This window comes from Roseovarius litorisediminis, assembly GCF_900172295.1.
In the GTDB taxonomy this organism is placed as follows: Bacteria; Pseudomonadota; Alphaproteobacteria; order Rhodobacterales; family Rhodobacteraceae; genus Roseovarius; species Roseovarius litorisediminis.
In genome coordinates, this window is sequence record NZ_FWFL01000002.1 from 102,825 (window position 1) to 120,726 (window position 17,902).

At 59.0% G+C, this 17,902-nt stretch carries 19 protein-coding genes; 13 read left to right on the forward strand and 6 right to left on the reverse strand.

Translation table 11 applies throughout. The features are described from left to right. The first annotated feature begins 23 nt into the window (after positions 1 to 23). The 4 genes from hflK to PEL8287_RS03915 all read left to right on the forward strand — a co-directional run bounded on the left by hflK (position 24) and on the right by PEL8287_RS03915 (position 3,920). Positions 24 to 1,208, forward strand: coding sequence for an FtsH protease activity modulator HflK (gene hflK / locus PEL8287_RS03900; protein ID WP_176228553.1), 1,185 nt, complete (start codon positions 24 to 26; stop codon positions 1,206 to 1,208). After that, positions 1,208 to 2,110 carry a protease modulator HflC gene (gene hflC, locus PEL8287_RS03905; protein WP_085891065.1) on the forward strand — a complete coding sequence of 301 codons (903 nt, stop codon included), beginning with the start codon at positions 1,208 to 1,210 and terminating at the stop codon, positions 2,108 to 2,110. The genes hflK and hflC overlap by 1 nt, the downstream gene beginning before the upstream one ends. After that, the gene (locus tag PEL8287_RS03910; RefSeq protein ID WP_085891066.1) at positions 2,107 to 2,304 is read left to right on the forward strand and encodes a DUF2065 domain-containing protein; all 198 of its coding nucleotides are present in this window, start codon (positions 2,107 to 2,109) and stop codon (positions 2,302 to 2,304) included. Before hflC ends, PEL8287_RS03910 begins: the two co-directional genes overlap by 4 nt. A gap of 161 nt (positions 2,305 to 2,465) precedes the next feature. Beyond that, complete coding sequence (locus PEL8287_RS03915; protein ID WP_235862211.1) at positions 2,466 to 3,920, forward strand: DegQ family serine endoprotease; 1,455 nt, start codon at positions 2,466 to 2,468, stop codon at positions 3,918 to 3,920. 87 nt (positions 3,921 to 4,007) lie between these two features. On the opposite strand, the gene PEL8287_RS03920 is transcribed toward PEL8287_RS03915, so the two are convergent. From PEL8287_RS03920 to rbfA, 5 genes are all read right to left on the reverse strand, one after another. Next, positions 4,008 to 4,595: a DUF1643 domain-containing protein gene (locus PEL8287_RS03920; RefSeq protein WP_139837695.1), complete on the reverse strand. Its 588-nt coding sequence runs from the start codon at positions 4,593 to 4,595 to the stop codon at positions 4,008 to 4,010. Between the two features lie 37 nt (positions 4,596 to 4,632). Next, positions 4,633 to 5,382 (reverse strand): hypothetical protein, encoded by a 750-nt coding sequence (locus PEL8287_RS03925; protein WP_085891067.1) that lies wholly within the window; start codon positions 5,380 to 5,382, stop codon positions 4,633 to 4,635. 72 nt (positions 5,383 to 5,454) lie between these two features. Beyond that, on the reverse strand, positions 5,455 to 6,360 hold the full coding sequence (truB, locus tag PEL8287_RS03930) for a tRNA pseudouridine(55) synthase TruB (RefSeq protein WP_085891466.1): 906 nt from the start codon (positions 6,358 to 6,360) through the stop codon (positions 5,455 to 5,457). Positions 6,361 to 6,421: 61 nt separating this feature from the next. Further along, entirely contained in the window at positions 6,422 to 7,135 is a 714-nt protein-coding gene (locus PEL8287_RS03935) for a phosphodiester glycosidase family protein (protein ID WP_085891467.1), read from the reverse strand. 25 nt (positions 7,136 to 7,160) lie between these two features. Beyond that, positions 7,161 to 7,556, reverse strand: a complete 396-nt coding sequence (gene rbfA, locus PEL8287_RS03940; protein ID WP_085891068.1) for a 30S ribosome-binding factor RbfA — start codon at positions 7,554 to 7,556, stop codon at positions 7,161 to 7,163. A 209-nt stretch (positions 7,557 to 7,765) separates the two neighbouring features. Here rbfA and dapB point away from each other — a divergent pair, with 209 nt between their 5' ends. Together dapB and PEL8287_RS03950 are read left to right on the forward strand one after the other, a co-directional pair. Further along, on the forward strand, positions 7,766 to 8,584 hold the full coding sequence (dapB, locus tag PEL8287_RS03945; protein ID WP_085891069.1) for a 4-hydroxy-tetrahydrodipicolinate reductase: 819 nt from the start codon (positions 7,766 to 7,768) through the stop codon (positions 8,582 to 8,584). A 51-nt stretch (positions 8,585 to 8,635) separates the two neighbouring features. Further along, positions 8,636 to 8,989 (forward strand): dihydrodipicolinate reductase, encoded by a 354-nt coding sequence (locus PEL8287_RS03950; RefSeq protein ID WP_085891070.1) that lies wholly within the window; start codon positions 8,636 to 8,638, stop codon positions 8,987 to 8,989. Between the two features lie 135 nt (positions 8,990 to 9,124). On the opposite strand, the gene PEL8287_RS03955 is transcribed toward PEL8287_RS03950, so the two are convergent. After that, the gene (locus tag PEL8287_RS03955) at positions 9,125 to 9,301 is read right to left on the reverse strand and encodes a DUF1674 domain-containing protein (RefSeq protein ID WP_085891071.1); all 177 of its coding nucleotides are present in this window, start codon (positions 9,299 to 9,301) and stop codon (positions 9,125 to 9,127) included. A gap of 69 nt (positions 9,302 to 9,370) precedes the next feature. Here PEL8287_RS03955 and PEL8287_RS03960 point away from each other — a divergent pair, with 69 nt between their 5' ends. The 7 genes from PEL8287_RS03960 (at position 9,371) to PEL8287_RS03990 (ending at position 17,902) form a co-directional block, all read left to right on the forward strand. After that, positions 9,371 to 10,639, forward strand: a complete 1,269-nt coding sequence (locus tag PEL8287_RS03960; protein ID WP_085891072.1) for an RsmB/NOP family class I SAM-dependent RNA methyltransferase — start codon at positions 9,371 to 9,373, stop codon at positions 10,637 to 10,639. Positions 10,640 to 10,743: 104 nt separating this feature from the next. After that, complete coding sequence (locus tag PEL8287_RS03965; protein ID WP_085891073.1) at positions 10,744 to 12,486, forward strand: heparinase II/III family protein; 1,743 nt, start codon at positions 10,744 to 10,746, stop codon at positions 12,484 to 12,486. A gap of 32 nt (positions 12,487 to 12,518) precedes the next feature. Next, positions 12,519 to 14,108, forward strand: a complete 1,590-nt coding sequence (gene purH, locus PEL8287_RS03970) for a bifunctional phosphoribosylaminoimidazolecarboxamide formyltransferase/IMP cyclohydrolase (protein WP_085891074.1) — start codon at positions 12,519 to 12,521, stop codon at positions 14,106 to 14,108. Positions 14,109 to 14,117: 9 nt separating this feature from the next. Further along, complete coding sequence (lspA, locus tag PEL8287_RS03975; protein ID WP_085891075.1) at positions 14,118 to 14,588, forward strand: signal peptidase II; 471 nt, start codon at positions 14,118 to 14,120, stop codon at positions 14,586 to 14,588. Between the two features lie 52 nt (positions 14,589 to 14,640). Next, on the forward strand, positions 14,641 to 15,165 hold the full coding sequence (locus tag PEL8287_RS03980) for a DUF3035 domain-containing protein (RefSeq protein WP_085891076.1): 525 nt from the start codon (positions 14,641 to 14,643) through the stop codon (positions 15,163 to 15,165). A gap of 95 nt (positions 15,166 to 15,260) precedes the next feature. Then, positions 15,261 to 16,592: a M16 family metallopeptidase gene (locus PEL8287_RS03985; protein ID WP_085891077.1), complete on the forward strand. Its 1,332-nt coding sequence runs from the start codon at positions 15,261 to 15,263 to the stop codon at positions 16,590 to 16,592. Further along, positions 16,589 to 17,902 (forward strand): M16 family metallopeptidase, encoded by a 1,314-nt coding sequence (locus PEL8287_RS03990; protein ID WP_176228554.1) that lies wholly within the window; start codon positions 16,589 to 16,591, stop codon positions 17,900 to 17,902. Before PEL8287_RS03985 ends, PEL8287_RS03990 begins: the two co-directional genes overlap by 4 nt.

Here is a 17,902-nt window from a genome sequence, read left to right on the forward strand (position 1 = left end):
AGGAAAAAAAGGGAAGATTATTCATGGCAGGAAATTCTGGCGGCCCATGGGGCGGCGGCGGAAACTCGGGCGGCGGCAGCGATGATGACCGCGACGATGATCGTGGTGGTCGGCGGTCTCCTGAAGGGGCACCGCAGATTCCCGAAATCGACGAGTTGATGCGCAAAGGCCAGGATCAGCTGCGTGTGCTGATGGGCGGTCGGGGCGGTGGCGGCAATCGTGGCGGTTCCGGTGGTGGTGGTCCGGCATTCGGCAAGGGATCCATCGCATTGGGCGCTCTGGCGGGCCTCGTACTTTGGGGCATGGCCAGTTTTTACACGGTCAAGCCCGAAGAGCAGTCAATCGAACTTTTTCTGGGTAAATTTTCCGGTATTGGTACCGAAGGTCTGAACTTTGCCCCCTGGCCGGTTGTGACCTACGAAGTATTCAACGTCACGACCAACCGCACCGAAGACATTGGTGTGCGCCGCACAGGTGGTGACAATGACGGTTTGATGCTGACAACGGATGAAAACATCGTGGACATCGATTTTCAGGTCGTCTGGAACGTCAAGAATGCCCAACAGTTCAAATTCAGCCTGAAATACCCCAACGATTCCGTGCGGGCGATTTCCGAGGCGGCGATGCGCGAAGTCATCGCCCAGTCCGAATTGGCCCCGATCCTGAACCGCGATCGTGCCGCGATCGAGGCGCGGGTCAAGGAACTGATCCAGGAAACACTCGATAACCGTGAAACCGGCATCAACATCATCCGCGTCAACTTCAATAAGGTAGACCCGCCCAGCCAGAACGTAACCGTCACCGACGCCGAAGGGCGCTCGTCGTCCGAATCGGTGATTGATGCCTTCCGCGATGTGCAGGCCGCCGAACAGGAACGCGACCGGGTTGAGCGTCAGGCCGATGCCTATGCCAACAAACGCCTCGCCGAGGCTCGTGGTGAATCCGCGCAGTTGCTGGAAGCTGCCGAAGGGTATCGCGCCCGTGTTGTCAACGATGCTGTCGGTGAAGCGAGCCGTTTTCTGGCCGTTCTCACTGAATACAAGGCCGCTCCAGAGGTGACCCGTAAACGGCTTTATCTGGAAACCATGGAGAAAGTGCTGGGCGACGTCGACAAGATCATTCTTGAAAACAATGTTGGTGGCGGCGGGCAGGGTGTGGTGCCATATCTGCCCCTTAATGAATTACGTAAAAACGGAGGATCAAACTGATGCGGAAAATAACCCTTCTGATCCCGATCCTTCTCGTCGCTGTTGTGGTGGCACTGTCTTCAATATTTATCGTGGACGAGCGTGAAAAAGTGCTTGTGCTGCGATTTGGCCAGATCAAACAGGAACGGATCGAGCCCGGTCTTGGTTTCAAAGTTCCGTTGCTGGACGAGGTTGTGCGCTACGAGGATCGCATCCTGTCGCTTGAAACACCTGTAATCGAAGTAACACCAGCCGATGACCGGCGTCTGGAAGTGGACGCTTTCGTATTGTATCGTATATCGGACATCCGGCAGTTCCGTCAGGCGCTTGGCGCCGGTGGTGAATTTCAGGCAGCAGAACAGCTCAATGACATCCTTGATGGTCAGATCCGCGCGGTCCTGGGCTCGCAGGGTGTTACGTCAAACACCATTCTGTCGCCGGAACGGGCTGGTCTGATGGACCAGATAAGAAACCGGGCCGACAATCGGGCCAAGGCACTTGGTCTGGACGTGGTGGATGTGCGTCTGCGTCAGACAAACCTGCCCGAGCAGAACTTTGACGCCACCCTGCAGCGGATGATCGCCGAACGCGAACGTGAGGCAACCGATGAGCGCGCCCGTGGCCGTGAGGCGGCCCAACGTGTACGCGCAACCGCCGACCGGACCTACGAGGAAATCCTGTCAGAGGCGCGCAGGGATGCGCGCATCATTGAGGGTGAAGCCGACGCCGAACGGAACCGGATTTTTGCCGAAGCCTATGGTCAGGACCCTGAGTTCTTTGAATTCTATAGGTCACTTTCCGCTTACGAGCAGTCTCTGACCGGTCGAAACTCCAGCATGGTGCTTTCGCCAGACAGCGAGTTTTTCAACTACCTGCGGTCCGATCAGGGGGCCGTGGCCAAGCAGGCCGAAGACGCACAATGATCGAAAATGCGCTTCTGGCCTTCGGGCTGGTGTTGATTGTCGAGGGGCTGGTGTACGCACTGGCCCCTTCGATTGTGGAGCAACTGCTTGTCGCGCTCAGCACTCTGTCACAAGACGGGCGGCGCCTGCTTGGGCTGGCTGCTCTGACGATCGGTGTGGTGATGGTCTGGTCCGCCAAGATGCTTGGCGCTTGATTCATGCCTGAAATCTGGTTCACATGCATGTGACATATTGTTGTGGCAATTGAGATCGACAATAGGGCACCTACATAGGTGACTAGTAAACTGCACCGGCCATATCCCGTGCATTTTGGACAAACGAAGGAGACGCTGACGTGAAGGTCCAGACCATTCCCATGCAATATAACAATCCCGGGCGCTTGCGTGCCTATTGGCTGATGGCTCTGGCCCTCGGCCTGCTGTTTGCGCAGGCGATTGCGGCTCAGGCCCGTCCAGACAGTTTTGCAGATCTGGCCGAGCGGATCAGTCCGTCGGTTGTGAACATCACCACATCAACCGTTGTCGCGCAGGGCACTGGCCCCTCGCCCATTGTGCCCGAAGGATCCCCGTTCGAGGATTTTTTCCGAGAATTCCAGGATCGCAACAATCAGGGTGACCGCCCGCGCCGGACCTCAGCGCTTGGTTCGGGTTTCGTGATTTCCGAAGATGGGTTTGTTGTCACCAACAACCACGTGATCGAAAGTGCCGATGAAATCATCATCGAATTCTACTCAGGCCAAGAGCTGAAGGCAAAAGTCATCGGCACAGACCCCAAAACCGATATTGCGCTGCTGAAGGTAGAGACCGACCAACCTCTGCCCTTCGTCAGCTTTGGCGACAGTGACACCGCGCGTGTCGGTGACTGGGTGGTTGCGATGGGCAACCCGCTGGGTCAGGGATTTTCGGTAAGTGCCGGTATCGTATCTGCCCGCAACCGGGCCCTCAGCGGTACCTATGACGACTATATTCAGACTGACGCGGCGATTAACCGGGGCAACTCGGGCGGGCCGCTTTTCAACCTGGATGGCGAGGTTGTGGGTGTGAATACGGCTATTCTCAGCCCCAATGGCGGCTCAATCGGAATCGGTTTTTCGATGGCGTCCAATGTCGTTTCCCGCGTTGTGAACCAGCTGCAGGAATATGGTGAAACCCGTCGCGGCTGGCTGGGTGTGCGGATTCAGGACGTTACCGAAGACGTCGCCGAAGCCATCGGCCTTGATAAGGTCGCCGGTGCCCTTGTGACCGATGTACCCGAAGGTCCCGCATCCGAGGCGGGCATGTTGGCCGGGGACGTGATCATGACTTTCGATGGCAAAGAGGTTGCCGATACCCGCGGACTTGTTCGTCAGGTGGGCAACACCGAAGTCGGCAAAAGCGTTCGCGTTGTTGTATTCCGTGAAGGCAAGACCCAGACGCTGAAAATTACCCTTGGTCGCCGCGAGGTTGCGGAAGGCGCAATCCCTGTCGCCCAGCCCGGAAGCGGCGAGAGCAGCAAGCCCGAGCATAAGGATCTGTTGGGGCTTACACTGACACCGCTCAACGAAGAACTGCGTGGGCAGCTTGATCTGGACGAAAGTGCCACAGGGCTTGTCGTCGGCGATGTAAGTGAGCTTTCAGAAGCCTATGAAAAAGGCATGCGCGCGGGTGATCTCATTACCGAGGCCGGACAGCAAAAGCTGACCTCGATCGCCGAGTTGGAAGAGCGCATTGCCGAGGCGAAAGAGGCCGGCCGCAAATCGCTTCTTCTGCTGGTGCGCCGCGCGGGCGAACCGCGTTTCGTGGCGCTCTCGCTGGACGAGAAAAACGAATAACCCGGCAGGTATTTGCGAAAAAACAAAAGGCGTCCCAAACCGGGGCGCCTTTTTCGCTGCCAGAAAATTCGCAGAATTTTCGTGACCTCAGTTGGATCTCGGAAAATCAATCAGGTCTGTATCCTTGCGCAGATACAGCGGATGTTTGGCCGATCCGTCCTTGTTCAGCCCCAGACAATATAGCGGCCGCCCCGTCATCTGAATCGCATCCAGCACTTCCCGGACAATTGGCTGGAACCGCTGGTGCAGTTTTCCATAGGCCAGGACCACGATCTCTGATGTCTTTGTCATGTCCACCAGTGCGGGGATGTTGGCAGGACTACAGGCCACAGCGGGATCGGCGGGGATATCCTTGGGCGAGGTCGCCCTCCAGTCCAGCATGTTACCTTTCAAATATCGGGTGTAGCCCCAACGTTGTGCAAATCCCAATTCACGGTGGCAGGTGGGGTCAGACACCTCAGCGCCCGCAACCGAAGGATTCATCCCGACAAACAGGATTTGCCGTGGCATCTGCCCTTCAGGGGTCCAGTCACGGCTCAGCGATTGCCGGTAGCGCCCGCAGGCCGAAAACGTCGCGCCGCCAATCACGCCATCGGGCAGTTTCAGCCGTACCTTACCGCCTGGGTCATGCAGGCTGCTGGGGTCGCTTGCAGGCGCGTTGCCGGAAATATCCATCTTCAGTATCCTGTTCTGCTTAGCCGCTCAGGGCGCGCTACTGCCTGGCAATGCGGTGCTTTTCCAGCCCGGTTTCGATCCAATTCTTCGCATAAACGGCACGGCCGGTAATGCCCGCCTTGGGATTATCCGGACGGTCCTTCCTGACATGCTCGTTGCTCAGTAAACTGTTCATGACGTTTTGTGCCGCAATCAGCTGTGCCTCACTTAGTTTCGGAACTGCTGAATGCTTGACTGCCGCGATCACCGTCAGGTGCACAGCCGAGGTTAATGTCCACACGGTGTGATATCGCAGATCTTCCAATTTGGGATGGGCCGCGATCCGACCGAGACATTCGACCAGCGCATCAAACATCACCATATCCCGCCGCGATCGTAACAGCACGGCCGCAGCATATACATCCGCAGGGTCAGCCCCCGGTTTCAGCCCCTCGAGAATCGGCGTTGTATCTGTCATGCCAGCGGCCATCGCTCTGAGTGATTGGCGGGTCGTCTCCAACTCGGCCAGCGGCGCATGCGGGTCGAATTCCTGATAGAGTGACTTCAGGCGGATGTTTTCTTCTGCCAGCTCGGCCACATGGGTTTCGGTTTTCTCAAGTTTGCGTTCCAGTTCGCGCAGCTCTATCTCGACCTCGCCGACCCGGGCCGAGGCAATATAGGTCGGGATTGCCTTCAGCTTCTCGGGGTTGCGCAGCAGCCAGATCAGAAGCCCCAAAACAATCAGGGCCCAAACTGAAACATTTTCGACAAACAGTTTGATGTATTGAAAAACTGGATCGTCCTGCATCACCCGGCTCCGATGGAAAATTATCCTGATAAATTCAGGCATTGCGGGCGCAAAAACAAGCCCCCGGCAGCGTCAGGTATTGAAAACCCGGCTAGGATGAAGCTCACCAGCCTTGTATCGCCCCACAGCCACTGCGTGGCCGTCGAACGTAGCACAGCATTCATCGCCATATTCCACGTCTTGCGCGATCACCATTCCGGGGTTTCCGTTGCGCAGGCGCGCTGCACCCTCGGCGGTGCAGGTAACCATTGGCAGCTCTGCCAGCCCGACTTCCAGTGGTCGAATATAGGTATCCAGTTCAGGGCTGTGGGCCATCTCGTCAATCTGTTCAATGGTCAGGCCATCCTGCACCTCGAACGGGCCTGACCAGATTCGGCGCAACCATGCCACATGGCCGTAACATCCCAATGCTTCGCCCAGATCCCGGGCGATAGCGCGGACATATCCACCCTTACCACAGGTCATTTCCAATATCACATGATCCGCGTCGGGCCTTGCCGTCATCAGCAATTCTTCCACCCACAGGGGGCGCGCGGCAATCTCGACATCCTCACCGTCGCGGGCCAGTTTGTAGGCGCGTTGGCCGTCGATCTTGACGGCGGAAAACTTGGGCGGAACCTGCATGATATCACCGACAAACTGGCCAAGCGCGGCCTTGATTTCGTCGTCACCGGGCCGCAGATCGCTGGTGGATATCACTTCGCCTTCGGTGTCGTCGGTATTGGTGGCCTGCCCCAGCCGGATACAGAATTCATAGGCTTTCAGAGCATCGGTGATATAGGGTACAGTCTTGGTTGCCTCGCCCAGGGCCACGGCCAGAACGCCTGTCGCCTCGGGGTCAAGCGTACCCGCATGACCCGCCTTTTTTGCCTGCAGGGCCCATTTCACCTTGTTCACGACCGAGGTCGAGGTCATGCCCGCAGGCTTGTCCACAATCAACCAGCCCGAGATATCACGACCTTTGCGTCTGCGTGCCATGACCGGCCCCATTTCTTCTTGTTGAAGCGCGCGGCCTATAGGAGTGGCTTGCCCGCGTCAATCATTCCGGCAGGCGCGCTACCACCCCCACCATAGGCCCCATCGGGAAGCCACCATCATACCGGTCCAGCATAGGCGCATAGAGCCGCGAAATATTGCCATCGAAATAAAGCGCCTGCGGGGATTTCAGATGATCGCGGAAAAGCCGGCCAAATTCATGAAAGGTAACTGGTGCATCGGAAATCACAAACCAGGCCGTCTTGCCATCGGCCGCGGTGCCGACGCCATTGCGCACGTAGCGGCTATCGCTGTCGGGCAGGAACCTTGGATGCAATTGTCCGTCGATCACCAGCATCGGCCCCGATTGCGTGGCGTCGCGACAAGCAGGTTTTTCGCGCAGAAATCTTAACGTCTCAAACACATCGGCGCGACCCTCGCGTATGCAGAACACGCCGTTGGGCAGCAGGCCAAAATTTCCGGGACCTTCCGAACTGATGACCGGCGCCGTGTTCTGACCGTTCTCAACATAATGGCCCACGGGGCGGCGGTCGGTGTGGTACATGCCTGCATTCATCGCGAAACTCAGGTGCTGACCCCGGGTTTCAAGTTGTTTGTCGATATTGCTGAAGCTGCCAAGGGGTTTGCCGGTTTCAGGATCATTCAGGAACAGCCGCAGGTCTTCTTGCGTCAGATCCACTTCGCAGATTGTAAACCTGTTGCCGTCAAAGGCCATGTCGACACATTCCACCGCCCAGGCCGGTGTGATGAAAATCATCAGGGCAATCAGCCAGCGCAACGGGTTATTCTCCGATATCCTTGCGCACCGTGTCCTGTGCAAAAAGGCGGCGGGTTTCATCCATCTGGTCAAACGTCTCGTCCAGCCGGAACCGCAGGTCAGGTGCATATTTCAGCTCCAGTTTCTTGCCGATGATCCGACGCAATTCATGCTTGTTACGGGCCAAAAGGCCAATCAGCACGTCTTTGCCCTGGCCCCCAAGCGGCAGCACATAGGCCGTTGCGATCTTCAGATCGGGTGACGTGCGTACTTCGCCCACCGTCACCGAAAGGCGGTTCAGATCGGGGTCATGGATATCGCCGCGCATCAGCACTTCGGACAACGTCCGCCGGATCAGCTCACCCACGCGAAGCTGCCGTTGCGAGGGCCCGGGCCCATCATGAAACTTGTTCTTTGCCATATCTCAGCATCTAGTCTTTCACACTGGTTTTTCCAAGCAAAGAAATCGCGGCGATTCCGAACTTGCTTCTTCTTGCCGGAAAATTCCCGGGGATTTGGGGGCTGGTCCAAAATTCTTTGTGCACTCGGAGATACTTTCGGGTCAGTTCTTGATTGTCCGCAATACCCCTCGCGCGGTAAGGAAGACCAAATGCGATCGGGAGAGTGCAGATGACGGATTTGCCGGGAATTGTGGTAACAGGCGCGTCGGGCCGGATGGGTCAGATGCTGATGCGGACCGTGCTGGAAAGCAACCGCGCACGTCTCATCGGCGCTGTCGAACGTCAGGGCCACGATTGGATTGGCCGTGATGTGGGCGAGGCAATGGGCGGCGGCGCGGTTGGCGTTAAGGTCAGTGACGATCCACTTGAGGTTTTCGCGCGGGCCCACGCGGTGATTGATTTCACGGCACCTGCCGCCACGGTCGAGTTCGCCACCCTTACGGCGCAGGCTCGTGCGGTGCATGTCATCGGCACCACAGGCCTGTCCGGGGCTGATCTTGCCAAACTCAAGGCCGCCGCGCGTCATGCGGTGATTGTCCGGGCGGGTAACATGAGCCTTGGGGTGAACCTGTTGACTCAGCTTACGAAAAAGGTCGCAGCCGCCCTGGACGAAGATTATGATATCGAGGTGATCGAGGCGCATCACAACCAAAAGGTGGATGCCCCGTCAGGCACCGCCCTGATGCTGGGACAGGCCGCCGCAGACGGCCGCGGCGTGTCGCTGGACGCCGCCTCGGATCGGGGCCGCGACGGGATTACAGGCAAGCGCGAGCGGGGCCATATCGGCTTTTCGGCCATCCGGGGGGGCGACATCGTAGGTGAACACGACGTGATGTTTGCAGCAGCGGGCGAGCGGATCATCCTGCGCCATATTGCCACCGACCGGGCGGTGTTCGCGCGCGGTGCACTCAAGGCAGCCCTTTGGGGGTTGGGGCGTAAACCCGGTGAATACGACATGCTGGATGTGCTGGGTCTGACCGAAAACTGATCCACTTGCCGTGTGCCCACGTATCTTCAGATACGAAAGGGAGATCACACCATGCGCAAGTTCATCCTTTTGCTGCTCATTCTGATGATGGCGGCCCCGGCCTTTGCCGAAGGCTTCGCCCAGATCAAAAACCGCGATGCCTTTGTTTCACTGGTTGACGGGCGCAAACTGACCCGCCTTGGCATTCATCTGGATGTCATGCCCGATGGCCGCATAGAAGGCCGTGCCTTTGGTCGCGATGTTTCCGGCGCCTGGCAATGGAAGTCCGGCTATTTCTGTCGCGATCTTTACTGGGGCAGCCGTGATCTGGGGCCCAATTGCCAGGCGGTCGAAATTCAGGGCAAAACCCTGCGGTTCATTTCTGATCGCGGCCAGGGCGACCATGCCGATCTGATCCTGCGCTGACCGCCCCGCGCCTCGGCCTCTTGCTCGGCCGTCCCATGGGGGCACGCATTTTCAATGGACAAAAATGAACGAACTGGCGACCTGTTCGACAAAGACGGGATTTCAAAAGCCTGACATATCCAAGATGTGTGCGCCCTAGAAATCTACCGCGATTCCTTTCTTCTCCCAATCACCATAGCGCACCGGTTCGGGGCCCTTGCGCCCGCCCAATTCCTTGGGCATCTCCTGCGTCTCTGTGTTCCGGCGCCGTTCTTCGGCTTCGGCCAGTGCGCGCCGGGCTTCGGGTGGCAGATCGTCGCGTTCTGTTGTCATCGTCAGGCTTTCTTTGCGGGCTGACCCTTGATATACGCCCGCATCACGCCCCCGCCAAGGACCAACCCGATGAAAAATCCCGCCCCCTCTGCCCGCCGCTCGGCGGTTCACCTGCTCGATCAGGTTCTGGGTGAGGGCCGGCTGATGTCTGACCTGATTTCCAGCGGCGCGCTGGACCGGCTTTCGCCAGCGGATCGCGCCCGCGCCCAACGGCTTGCCAATGACACGTTGCGCGGCATTGACCGCGCCGATCGACTGCTCAAACGTCACCTGCGCAAACCGCCGCCTCTGCCGGTGTTCAACATCCTGCGCCTTGGCACGGTCGAGCTGTGCATGGGCGGCGATGCGCACGGTGTAGTGAATGACATGGTCGCGATTGCAGGCTCGCACCCGCGCTACAACAATCTCAAGGGTCTGATCAATGCCGTGCTGCGTAAGATTGCGGCGGACGGGGTCAGATCCTGGAACGACTTGCGTCTGCCGCGCCTTCGCAGCTGGCTGCGTGATCCTTTGGTGCAGGCCTGGGGTGCCCAGCCGATGCTGGAAATGGAAAAGGCCCATTTCGCCGGGGCCCCGCTTGATATCACGCCCAAAGCCAACGCGGCCCTGTGGGCTGAAAAGCTGAACGCGACGCTTTTGCCGACGGGCACCCTGCGTCTGGCCGACCCCGGTCAGGTCTCGGCCCTGCCGGGGTTCGACACGGGCGACTGGTGGGTGCAGGATGCCGCAGCGGCCCTGCCGGTAAAGGTTCTGAATCCGCAACCGGGCGAAAAGATACTTGATGTATGCGCCGCCCCGGGCGGTAAAACGCTGCAACTGGCCGCCGCTGGTGCCGATGTGACAGCGCTGGATATTTCCGCACGTCGGATGGAGAGGGTACAGGAAAACCTGACCCGCACCGGCCTTTCCGCCACCTGCCTGGTCGGAGACGCCCTGGAACATTCAGGCGGCCCCTATGATGCCATCCTGCTGGATGCGCCCTGTTCCGCCACCGGCACAATTCGCCGCCATCCCGACCTGCCTTTTGCCAAGGATGGCTCAGAGTTCGGCGAGTTGATCGAGCTGCAATCGGCGATGATCGACCACGCCCTGACCCTGCTGAAACCCGGTGGCCGGCTGATCTTTTGCACCTGTTCACTGCTGCCGGACGAAGGCGAATGCCAGGTCGATGAGGCGCTGGCGCGTCACGAAGGCCTGATCGTCGACCGGGATGCGCTTAATTTGCCCGGGGTCGATCCTGCGTGGGTAACACCCGAAGGCGGTCTGCGTCTGCGGCCTGACTACTGGGCCGAAAAGGGCGGCATGGACGGATTTTTCATAGCATCCCTGCGCCGTTAGGTGCCGACGCACCGTGCCACGTCAAACAGTCGGTGACTTGGCCCTCAGGCCGGGTTATATTGCCTGCAATAACGCCGGAAAGAGCGTGCAGAGGCAAGGCGCACATGTCGAAAACCCAGGACCTGTCGGCGCGGTGGACGCGCTTCATGAACCGTGTGCAGGCGCGGCGGGCGGCATTGGCGCGGCCGGCAACGGCGTTTCTGTCACAACCTGAACCCAGAACCATCGGTAGTTTTGCCCGTGGCCGTCAGCTGTCGGCGGGCAATTTTGTGTTTGCCGGACATCTCGTGCAGCAACCCGATACGGGATTTTGGGATATTCCCGCACCGGATCTGGCCTTTCAGGAGGAAATGCACGGGTTTGGCTGGCTGGATGATCTGGCCGCCGCCGGGGATGCCCCGGCACGCCGGTGTGCGCAAGACTGGCTTTGGCAATGGATTGATCGGTTCGGTAATGGCCGCGGGCCTGGCTGGACGCCGGAACTGACCGGCCGCCGCCTGATCCGCTGGATCAATCATGCACTTTTTGTGCTGATGGGTCAGCAAAATGTACCGACCGATCCGTTTTACCGCTCTTTGGCTCAACAGACGATATTTCTGGGCCGCCGCTGGCACAGTTCGCGTCCCGGCCTGCCGCGCTTTGAGGCATTGACCGGGCTGATCTACGCCGGCCTGTCGCTTGAGGGCATGGAGGCGCAGGTGGACCCCGCCGTCCGGGCGCTGGCTCGGGAATGTGCCACGCAGATCGACATGCAGGGTGGTCTGCCGACACGCAACCCGGAAGAGTTGCTTGAGGTTTTCACCCTTTTGAACTGGTGCGCTGTTGCCCTCAGCGAATCTGGCCGGAGCGTCGAAAATGAGCATTGGTTCGCGATCGAGCGGATTGCGCCCACCCTGCGCACCCTGCGGCATTCCGATGGCGGGCTGGCCCGTTTTCACGGCGGGGGGCGGGGCCTTGAAGGGCGGCTGGACAATGCGCTGGCAACCTGCGGCGTCAAGGGCCGCCAATCTCAACCGCTTTCGATGGGGTTTGCCCGGCTCAGTGCGGGACGCACCAGTGTCATCATTGATGCAGCCCCCCCGCCGGGTGGGAAGGCGTCAATCAATGCGCATGCCTCTACGCTTGCATTTGAACTGACATCGGGGCGTCGGCCACTGATCGTTAATTGCGGCTCGGGTGCCAGTTTCGGGCAGGATTGGCGCCGGGCGGGGCGGGCCACGCCGTCGCATTCAACCCTGGTTCTGGATAGCCGCTCCAGCGCACGGCTTGGTGGTGATGGTCAGCAACGCGACTGGCTGACCGATGCCCCTACGGAAGTGCCCTTTCAACTCAGTCAGGCGCCGGATGGCCTGCGGTTCGAGGGGGGGCATGACGGTTATCGCGCAAGTTACGGCCTGACCCATGTCCGCATTCTGGAAATGACATTTGATGGGCGCGGCGTCGCGGGTGAAGAAGGGCTTTTTACCCTTTCAGAAGACGATAAGCGCCAGTTCGACAAGGCGATGGATAAGGTGCGGTTGCTGGGCGTACCGTTCCACATCCGGTTCCACCTTCATCCGGATGTGGATGCGGCTCTTGATTTGGGCGGCACGGCCGTGTCCATGGCGCTAAAAAGCGGCGAAATCTGGGTGTTTCGCACCGACGGGCGGGCCTTGTTGTCGCTTGAGGCCAGTGTTTTTCTGGAAAAAAACCGTCTCAAGCCACGTGCGACCAAACAGATCGTTCTATCTGGCCGCGCGATAGAGTATGCGACCCGCATAAGATGGTCATTGTCCAAGGCTCAGGATACGCCGATCAGTATCCGCGACCTGAAGCAAGAGGCGCTTGACCACCTGACCGAAGACTGAAAACACGCCTGAAACCCAAGGAACAGCTGCCAATGACCGATCTCGCCCCCCTGCGCCGAGCGCTTCTTTCCGTATCCGACAAGACCGGACTGGTCGATCTGGGCCGGGCCCTGTCCGAACGTGGTGTCGAACTGTTGTCGACCGGGGGCAGCGCCAAATCCCTGCGCGACGCGGGCCTTGATGTGCGTGACGTGGCCGAGGTAACGGGTTTTCCGGAAATGATGGACGGGCGGGTGAAAACCCTGCACCCGATGGTGCATGGCGGTCTGCTGGCCCTGCGCGACAATGATGATCATCTGGCGGCGATGAACGAACACGGCATCGCGCCGATTGATCTGCTGGTTGTCAACCTTTACCCGTTCGAGGAAACCGTTGCAAAAGGTGCCGATTATGACACCTGTATTGAGAATATTGATATCGGCGGCCCGGCAATGATCCGTGCGGCTGCCAAGAACCACGCCTTTGTCAACGTTGTGGTGGATGTCGAGGATTACGATGCCCTGCTGGCGGATATGGATCAGCACAACGGCGCGACATGTCCGAAGTTCCGCAAGAAACTGGCGCAAAAGGCTTATGCGCGCACGGCAGCTTATGATGCAGCCGTGTCCAACTGGATGGCTGCTGCGATTGGCGTGCAGGCCCCCCGCCGCCGTGCCATCGCCGGCAAACTGGCGCAGACCCTGCGCTATGGTGAAAACCCGCACCAGCAGGCCAGCTTCTACACCGATGGTTCCGACCGCCCGGGCGTGGCAACCGCCGTTCAGCACCAGGGCAAAGAGCTGAGCTATAACAACATCAACGATACCGACGCTGCATTTGAACTGGTCAGTGAATTTCTGCCCTCGGGCGGCCCGGCATGTGCGATCATCAAACACGCCAACCCGTGTGGTGTGGCGCGTGGCGACACACTGGTACAGGCCTATTCGCGGGCCTTTGACTGTGACCGCACCAGTGCGTTTGGCGGCATCATCGCTCTAAACCAGCCGCTGGACGGCGCCACCGCCGAAGAGATCAGCCAGATCTTTACCGAAGTTGTGATCGCGCCCGGGGCCGATGAAGATGCGCGTAAAATATTTGCCGCCAAGAAAAACCTGCGCCTGCTGACCACCGATGGTCTGGCTGATCCACGTACCGCGGCGCTGACCTACCGGCAGGTGTCGGGCGGGTTTCTGGTGCAGGACAAGGACAATGGCACTATCGACGCCTCGGATCTCAAGGTCGTAACCAAACGCGCCCCTACCGATCAGGAATTGTCTGATATGCTGTTTGCCTGGAAGGTAGCCAAACACGTCAAATCCAACGCCATTGTCTACGTCAAGGACGGCGCCACCGTCGGTGTTGGGGCCGGGCAGATGAGCCGCGTCGACAGCTGCCGCATCGCGGCACGCAAAGCCCAGGACATGGCCGAAACCCTTGGCCTGCCAACGCCCCTGACAAACGGCAGCGTTGTGGCGTCTGATGCGTTTTTTCCTTTCGCTGATGGCCTTTTGACTGCCGCCGAGGCAGGCGCCACCGCCGTCATCCATCCCGGCGGCTCGATGCGCGACGACGAGGTGATTGCCGCCGCTGACAAGGCTGGCCTTGCCATGGTTCTGACCGGCATGCGCCATTTCCGGCATTAAGGAGCGGTCATGCGGGTTGTTTTCTGGGTCGGGCTTGCGACGTTCCTGATTGATCAGGCGACCAAATACTGGGCCGTGCATGCCATGAACCTGGCATTCCGGGGTCAGATCGACCTCTGGCCGCCGTATTTCAACCTGCGTATGGCCTGGAACTATGGGATCAATTTCGGGCTGCTGGCGCAGGATGGCCCGATGACCCGCTGGATCCTGATTGCAGTAGCGCTGCTGATTTCCGGTTTCGTTCTGTGGTGGGTCCACCGCGATCCGGCAGGCTGGCCGCAAAAGGTGGCTGCAGGAATGTTGGTGGGTGGGGCCCTTGGAAACGTGGTCGACCGGGTCGTTTACGGCGCCGTGGCGGATTTCATCAACATGTCATGCTGTGGCATCAATAATCCGTTTTCATTCAACGTGGCTGATATTGCGGTTTTTGCAGGCGCGCTTGGCATGATCGTTTTCACACCCGACAAAAAGGCCACGTGACCTTGGCGTTGCGATCGGTTAAACCTTGGCGGAATGTTACAGGAGAGTGGCGATGAAGATGCCGCGCATGTCTATAATCTTGATCCTTGCCCTGGCATTGAGTGCCTGTGGCAAAAGAGATCGTGATGTCACTCTGACGCGGATCAAGAAAACCGGTAACGGCCCCGACGAATTTGCGATTTTGCCGGGCAAACCTCTTCAGACACCCGAAGATTACGCCAGCCTTCCGGCGCCCACGCCAGGTGCTGCCAACCTGACGGATCCCAATCCACGGGCCGATGGTATCGCTGCGCTTGGGGGTAACGCGGCGGCGCTGAATTCAGCCGGTATATCGGCAAACGACGGCGCGCTGGTCAATCATGCGGTGCGTTACGGATCGGGCCCGGGTATTCGCCAGACATTGGCCGCCGAAGACAAAGAAACCCGCCGTCGCCATGGCCGGGTCAATATCCTGCGGATCGGCCCGAATGACGACTATACGAGCGCCTACAAGCGACAGTGGCTTAACGCGACCGAGGAAGAGCTGCGTTTGCGCCGTCGCGCCATTGAAACCCCCTCGGCGCCTCCGCCTGAATAGGCCGATGACACTCACATCGTTGTCAGCGCCCTTGATCCTGCGCCAAAGCGCCGTATCTATCGTGCAAACCCGGCAATCCCGAGTGGAGGCGTGCAATGCGCAAACTGATTACCTGTGTGACACTTTTTCTGGCTACGGCTTTGCCTGCGGCGGCCGATGACCGCGTCACGACATTTACCCTGAAGAATGGCATGGACGTTGTCGTGGTCGAAGATCACCGCGCGCCTGTCGTTGTGCATATGGTCTGGTATCGCGCCGGATCGGCGGATGAACCGGCAGGCTCGTCGGGCGTGGCCCATTTTCTGGAACACCTGCTGTTCAAAGGAACTGATACATTGGCCCCCGGTGAATTTTCGGCCACGGTGTCGCGCAACGGCGGGTCGGACAATGCGTTTACCAGCTATGACTACACCGCCTATTTTCAGCGCGTTGCGGCCGACCGGCTGGATCTGATGATGCGGATGGAAAGCGACCGGATGGTCAATCTTCAACTGGGCGAGGGCGATATCGCCACCGAACGTGACGTGATCATAGAAGAGCGGAACATGCGGGTTGAAAACAACCCCTCCGCTCTTTTCCGTGAACAAAAAAATGCGGCACAATACCTTAATCACCGTTACGGCGTGCCAATCATCGGTTGGCAGCACGAGATGCCCGAACTTGGCCTTGATGACGCACTGGGGTTTTACAAAACCTACTATTCACCCAATAACGCCATTCTGGTTGTCGCCGGTGATGTGGCGCCCGACAATGTGCGCGCCCTGGCCGAGCAGTATTATGGCGTTATCCCCGCCAACCCCGATCTGCCAGAGCGCTTTCGCGCCCAGGAACCGCGTCAGATGGCCGAACGCCGGATGGTGTTTGAAGACCCGCGTGTCGCACAGCCCTACGTCAGCCGGTCATATCTGGCACCAGAACGCGACAGCGGCGACCAGGAAAAAGCAGCAGCCCTGACCCTGCTGGCCGAAATTCTGGGCGGGGGGACAACCTCGGTTCTGGCCGAAAAACTGCAATTCGACACACAGCAGGCCGTGCAGACCGGGGCCTATTATCGTGGCCTGTCGCTGGATGACACAACGTTCAGCATTGTGGTTATGCCGGCCGAAGGCGTCAGCCTGCAACAGGCTGAAACGGCGATGGATCAGGTTCTGGCAGGGTTTCTTGAAACCGGCGTAGACGCGGATCAGCTAAACCGTATCAAGATGCAGCTGCGCGCCTCGGAAATCTATGCCCGTGATGATGTCGGTGATCTGGCTAATCGGTATGGGGCGGCGCTGAGTGTGGGGCTGACGGTTGAGGATGTGCAGGCCTGGCCTGATACGCTCGAGGCTGTGACCGCAGACGATATCATGACAGTCGCCCGCGAAGTCTTTGACCGGAAAAAAGCCGTCACCGGCTGGCTGACGGCACCGGAGGTGACGCAATGATCCGTTTTGCTTTTGCCTTTGTCATGCTCTTTGCCGCCCTGCCTGCCCAGGCTGAGGTAGACATTCAGGAAATCACCACCCCGGCCGGAATCAATGCCTGGCTGGTCGAGGATCACTCTATTCCCTTTGTCGCGCTTGAACTGCGGTTTCGCGGTGGCGGTTCGCTGGATGCACCCGGTAAACGTGGCGCTGTCAACCTGATGACCGGCCTGCTGGAAGAAGGAGCCGGCGACATGGATTCGCGCGCTTTTGCCCGCCGAACCGAAGAACTGGCAGCCTCGTTCAGCTATAGTGCTTCGCATGATACAATCAGCGTCTCGGCCCGTTTCCTGACCGAAAACCGGGATCAGGCCATCGCGCTTTTGCGTGAAAGCCTTGTAAACCCAAGCTTTAACCAGCCGTCGATTGACCGGGTGCGTGGGCAGATCATCTCGATCATTCAGTCAGATCAGAAAGATCCGCGTAATCTGGCGACCGAGGCCTTTGATGCGCTGGTCTATGGTGATCACCCCTATGGCAGCTCGCTGAACGGCACCTTGGAAACTGTGTCGGGTCTGACGCGTGATGATGTCCTGGCGGCGCACAAGGCGACGCTGGCACGGGACCGGCTGTTTGTCAGTGCTGTAGGTGATATCACCGCCAATGACCTCAGCGCAGTTCTTGACCAGTTGCTTGGCGACCTGCCGGCCACCGGGGCGCCGCTGCCCGGGGATGCCGATGTCAATCTGCCCGGTGGGATGCAGGTGGTCGAGTTTGATACACCGCAGTCTGTCGCCACCTTTGCCCAGCCGGGCATTGATCGCGACGATCCCGATTTCTTTGCGGCTTACCTGCTGAATCACATCCTGGGCGGTGGCGGGTTTGAAAGCCGCCTGATGAACGAGGTGCGTGAAAAACGCGGTCTGACCTATGGTGTCTATTCCTACCTTGTGGATCGCGACGGTGCGCAGGTTTGGATGGGATCGGTTGCCTCGGCCAATGATCGCATCGCCGAAGCGATCAGCGTGATCCGCGATGAATGGGTCCGTATTCGCGAAAACGGTGTGACCGAGGCCGAGCTGCAGGATGCCAAGACCTATCTTACCGGCGCCTACCCGCTGCGGTTTGACGGTAATGGTCCAATTGCAAATATCGCGGTAGGCATGCAGATCGAAGGGCTGCCAACCGACTATATCGCGACCCGCAATGATCGGGTGAATGCCGTGACACTGGAAGATGTGAACCGCGTGGCACGCGATTTGCTGAACCCCGACAAGCTGACGTTTATTGTTGTCGGAAAACCCGAAGGGCTGGATTCGACGATCAACTAG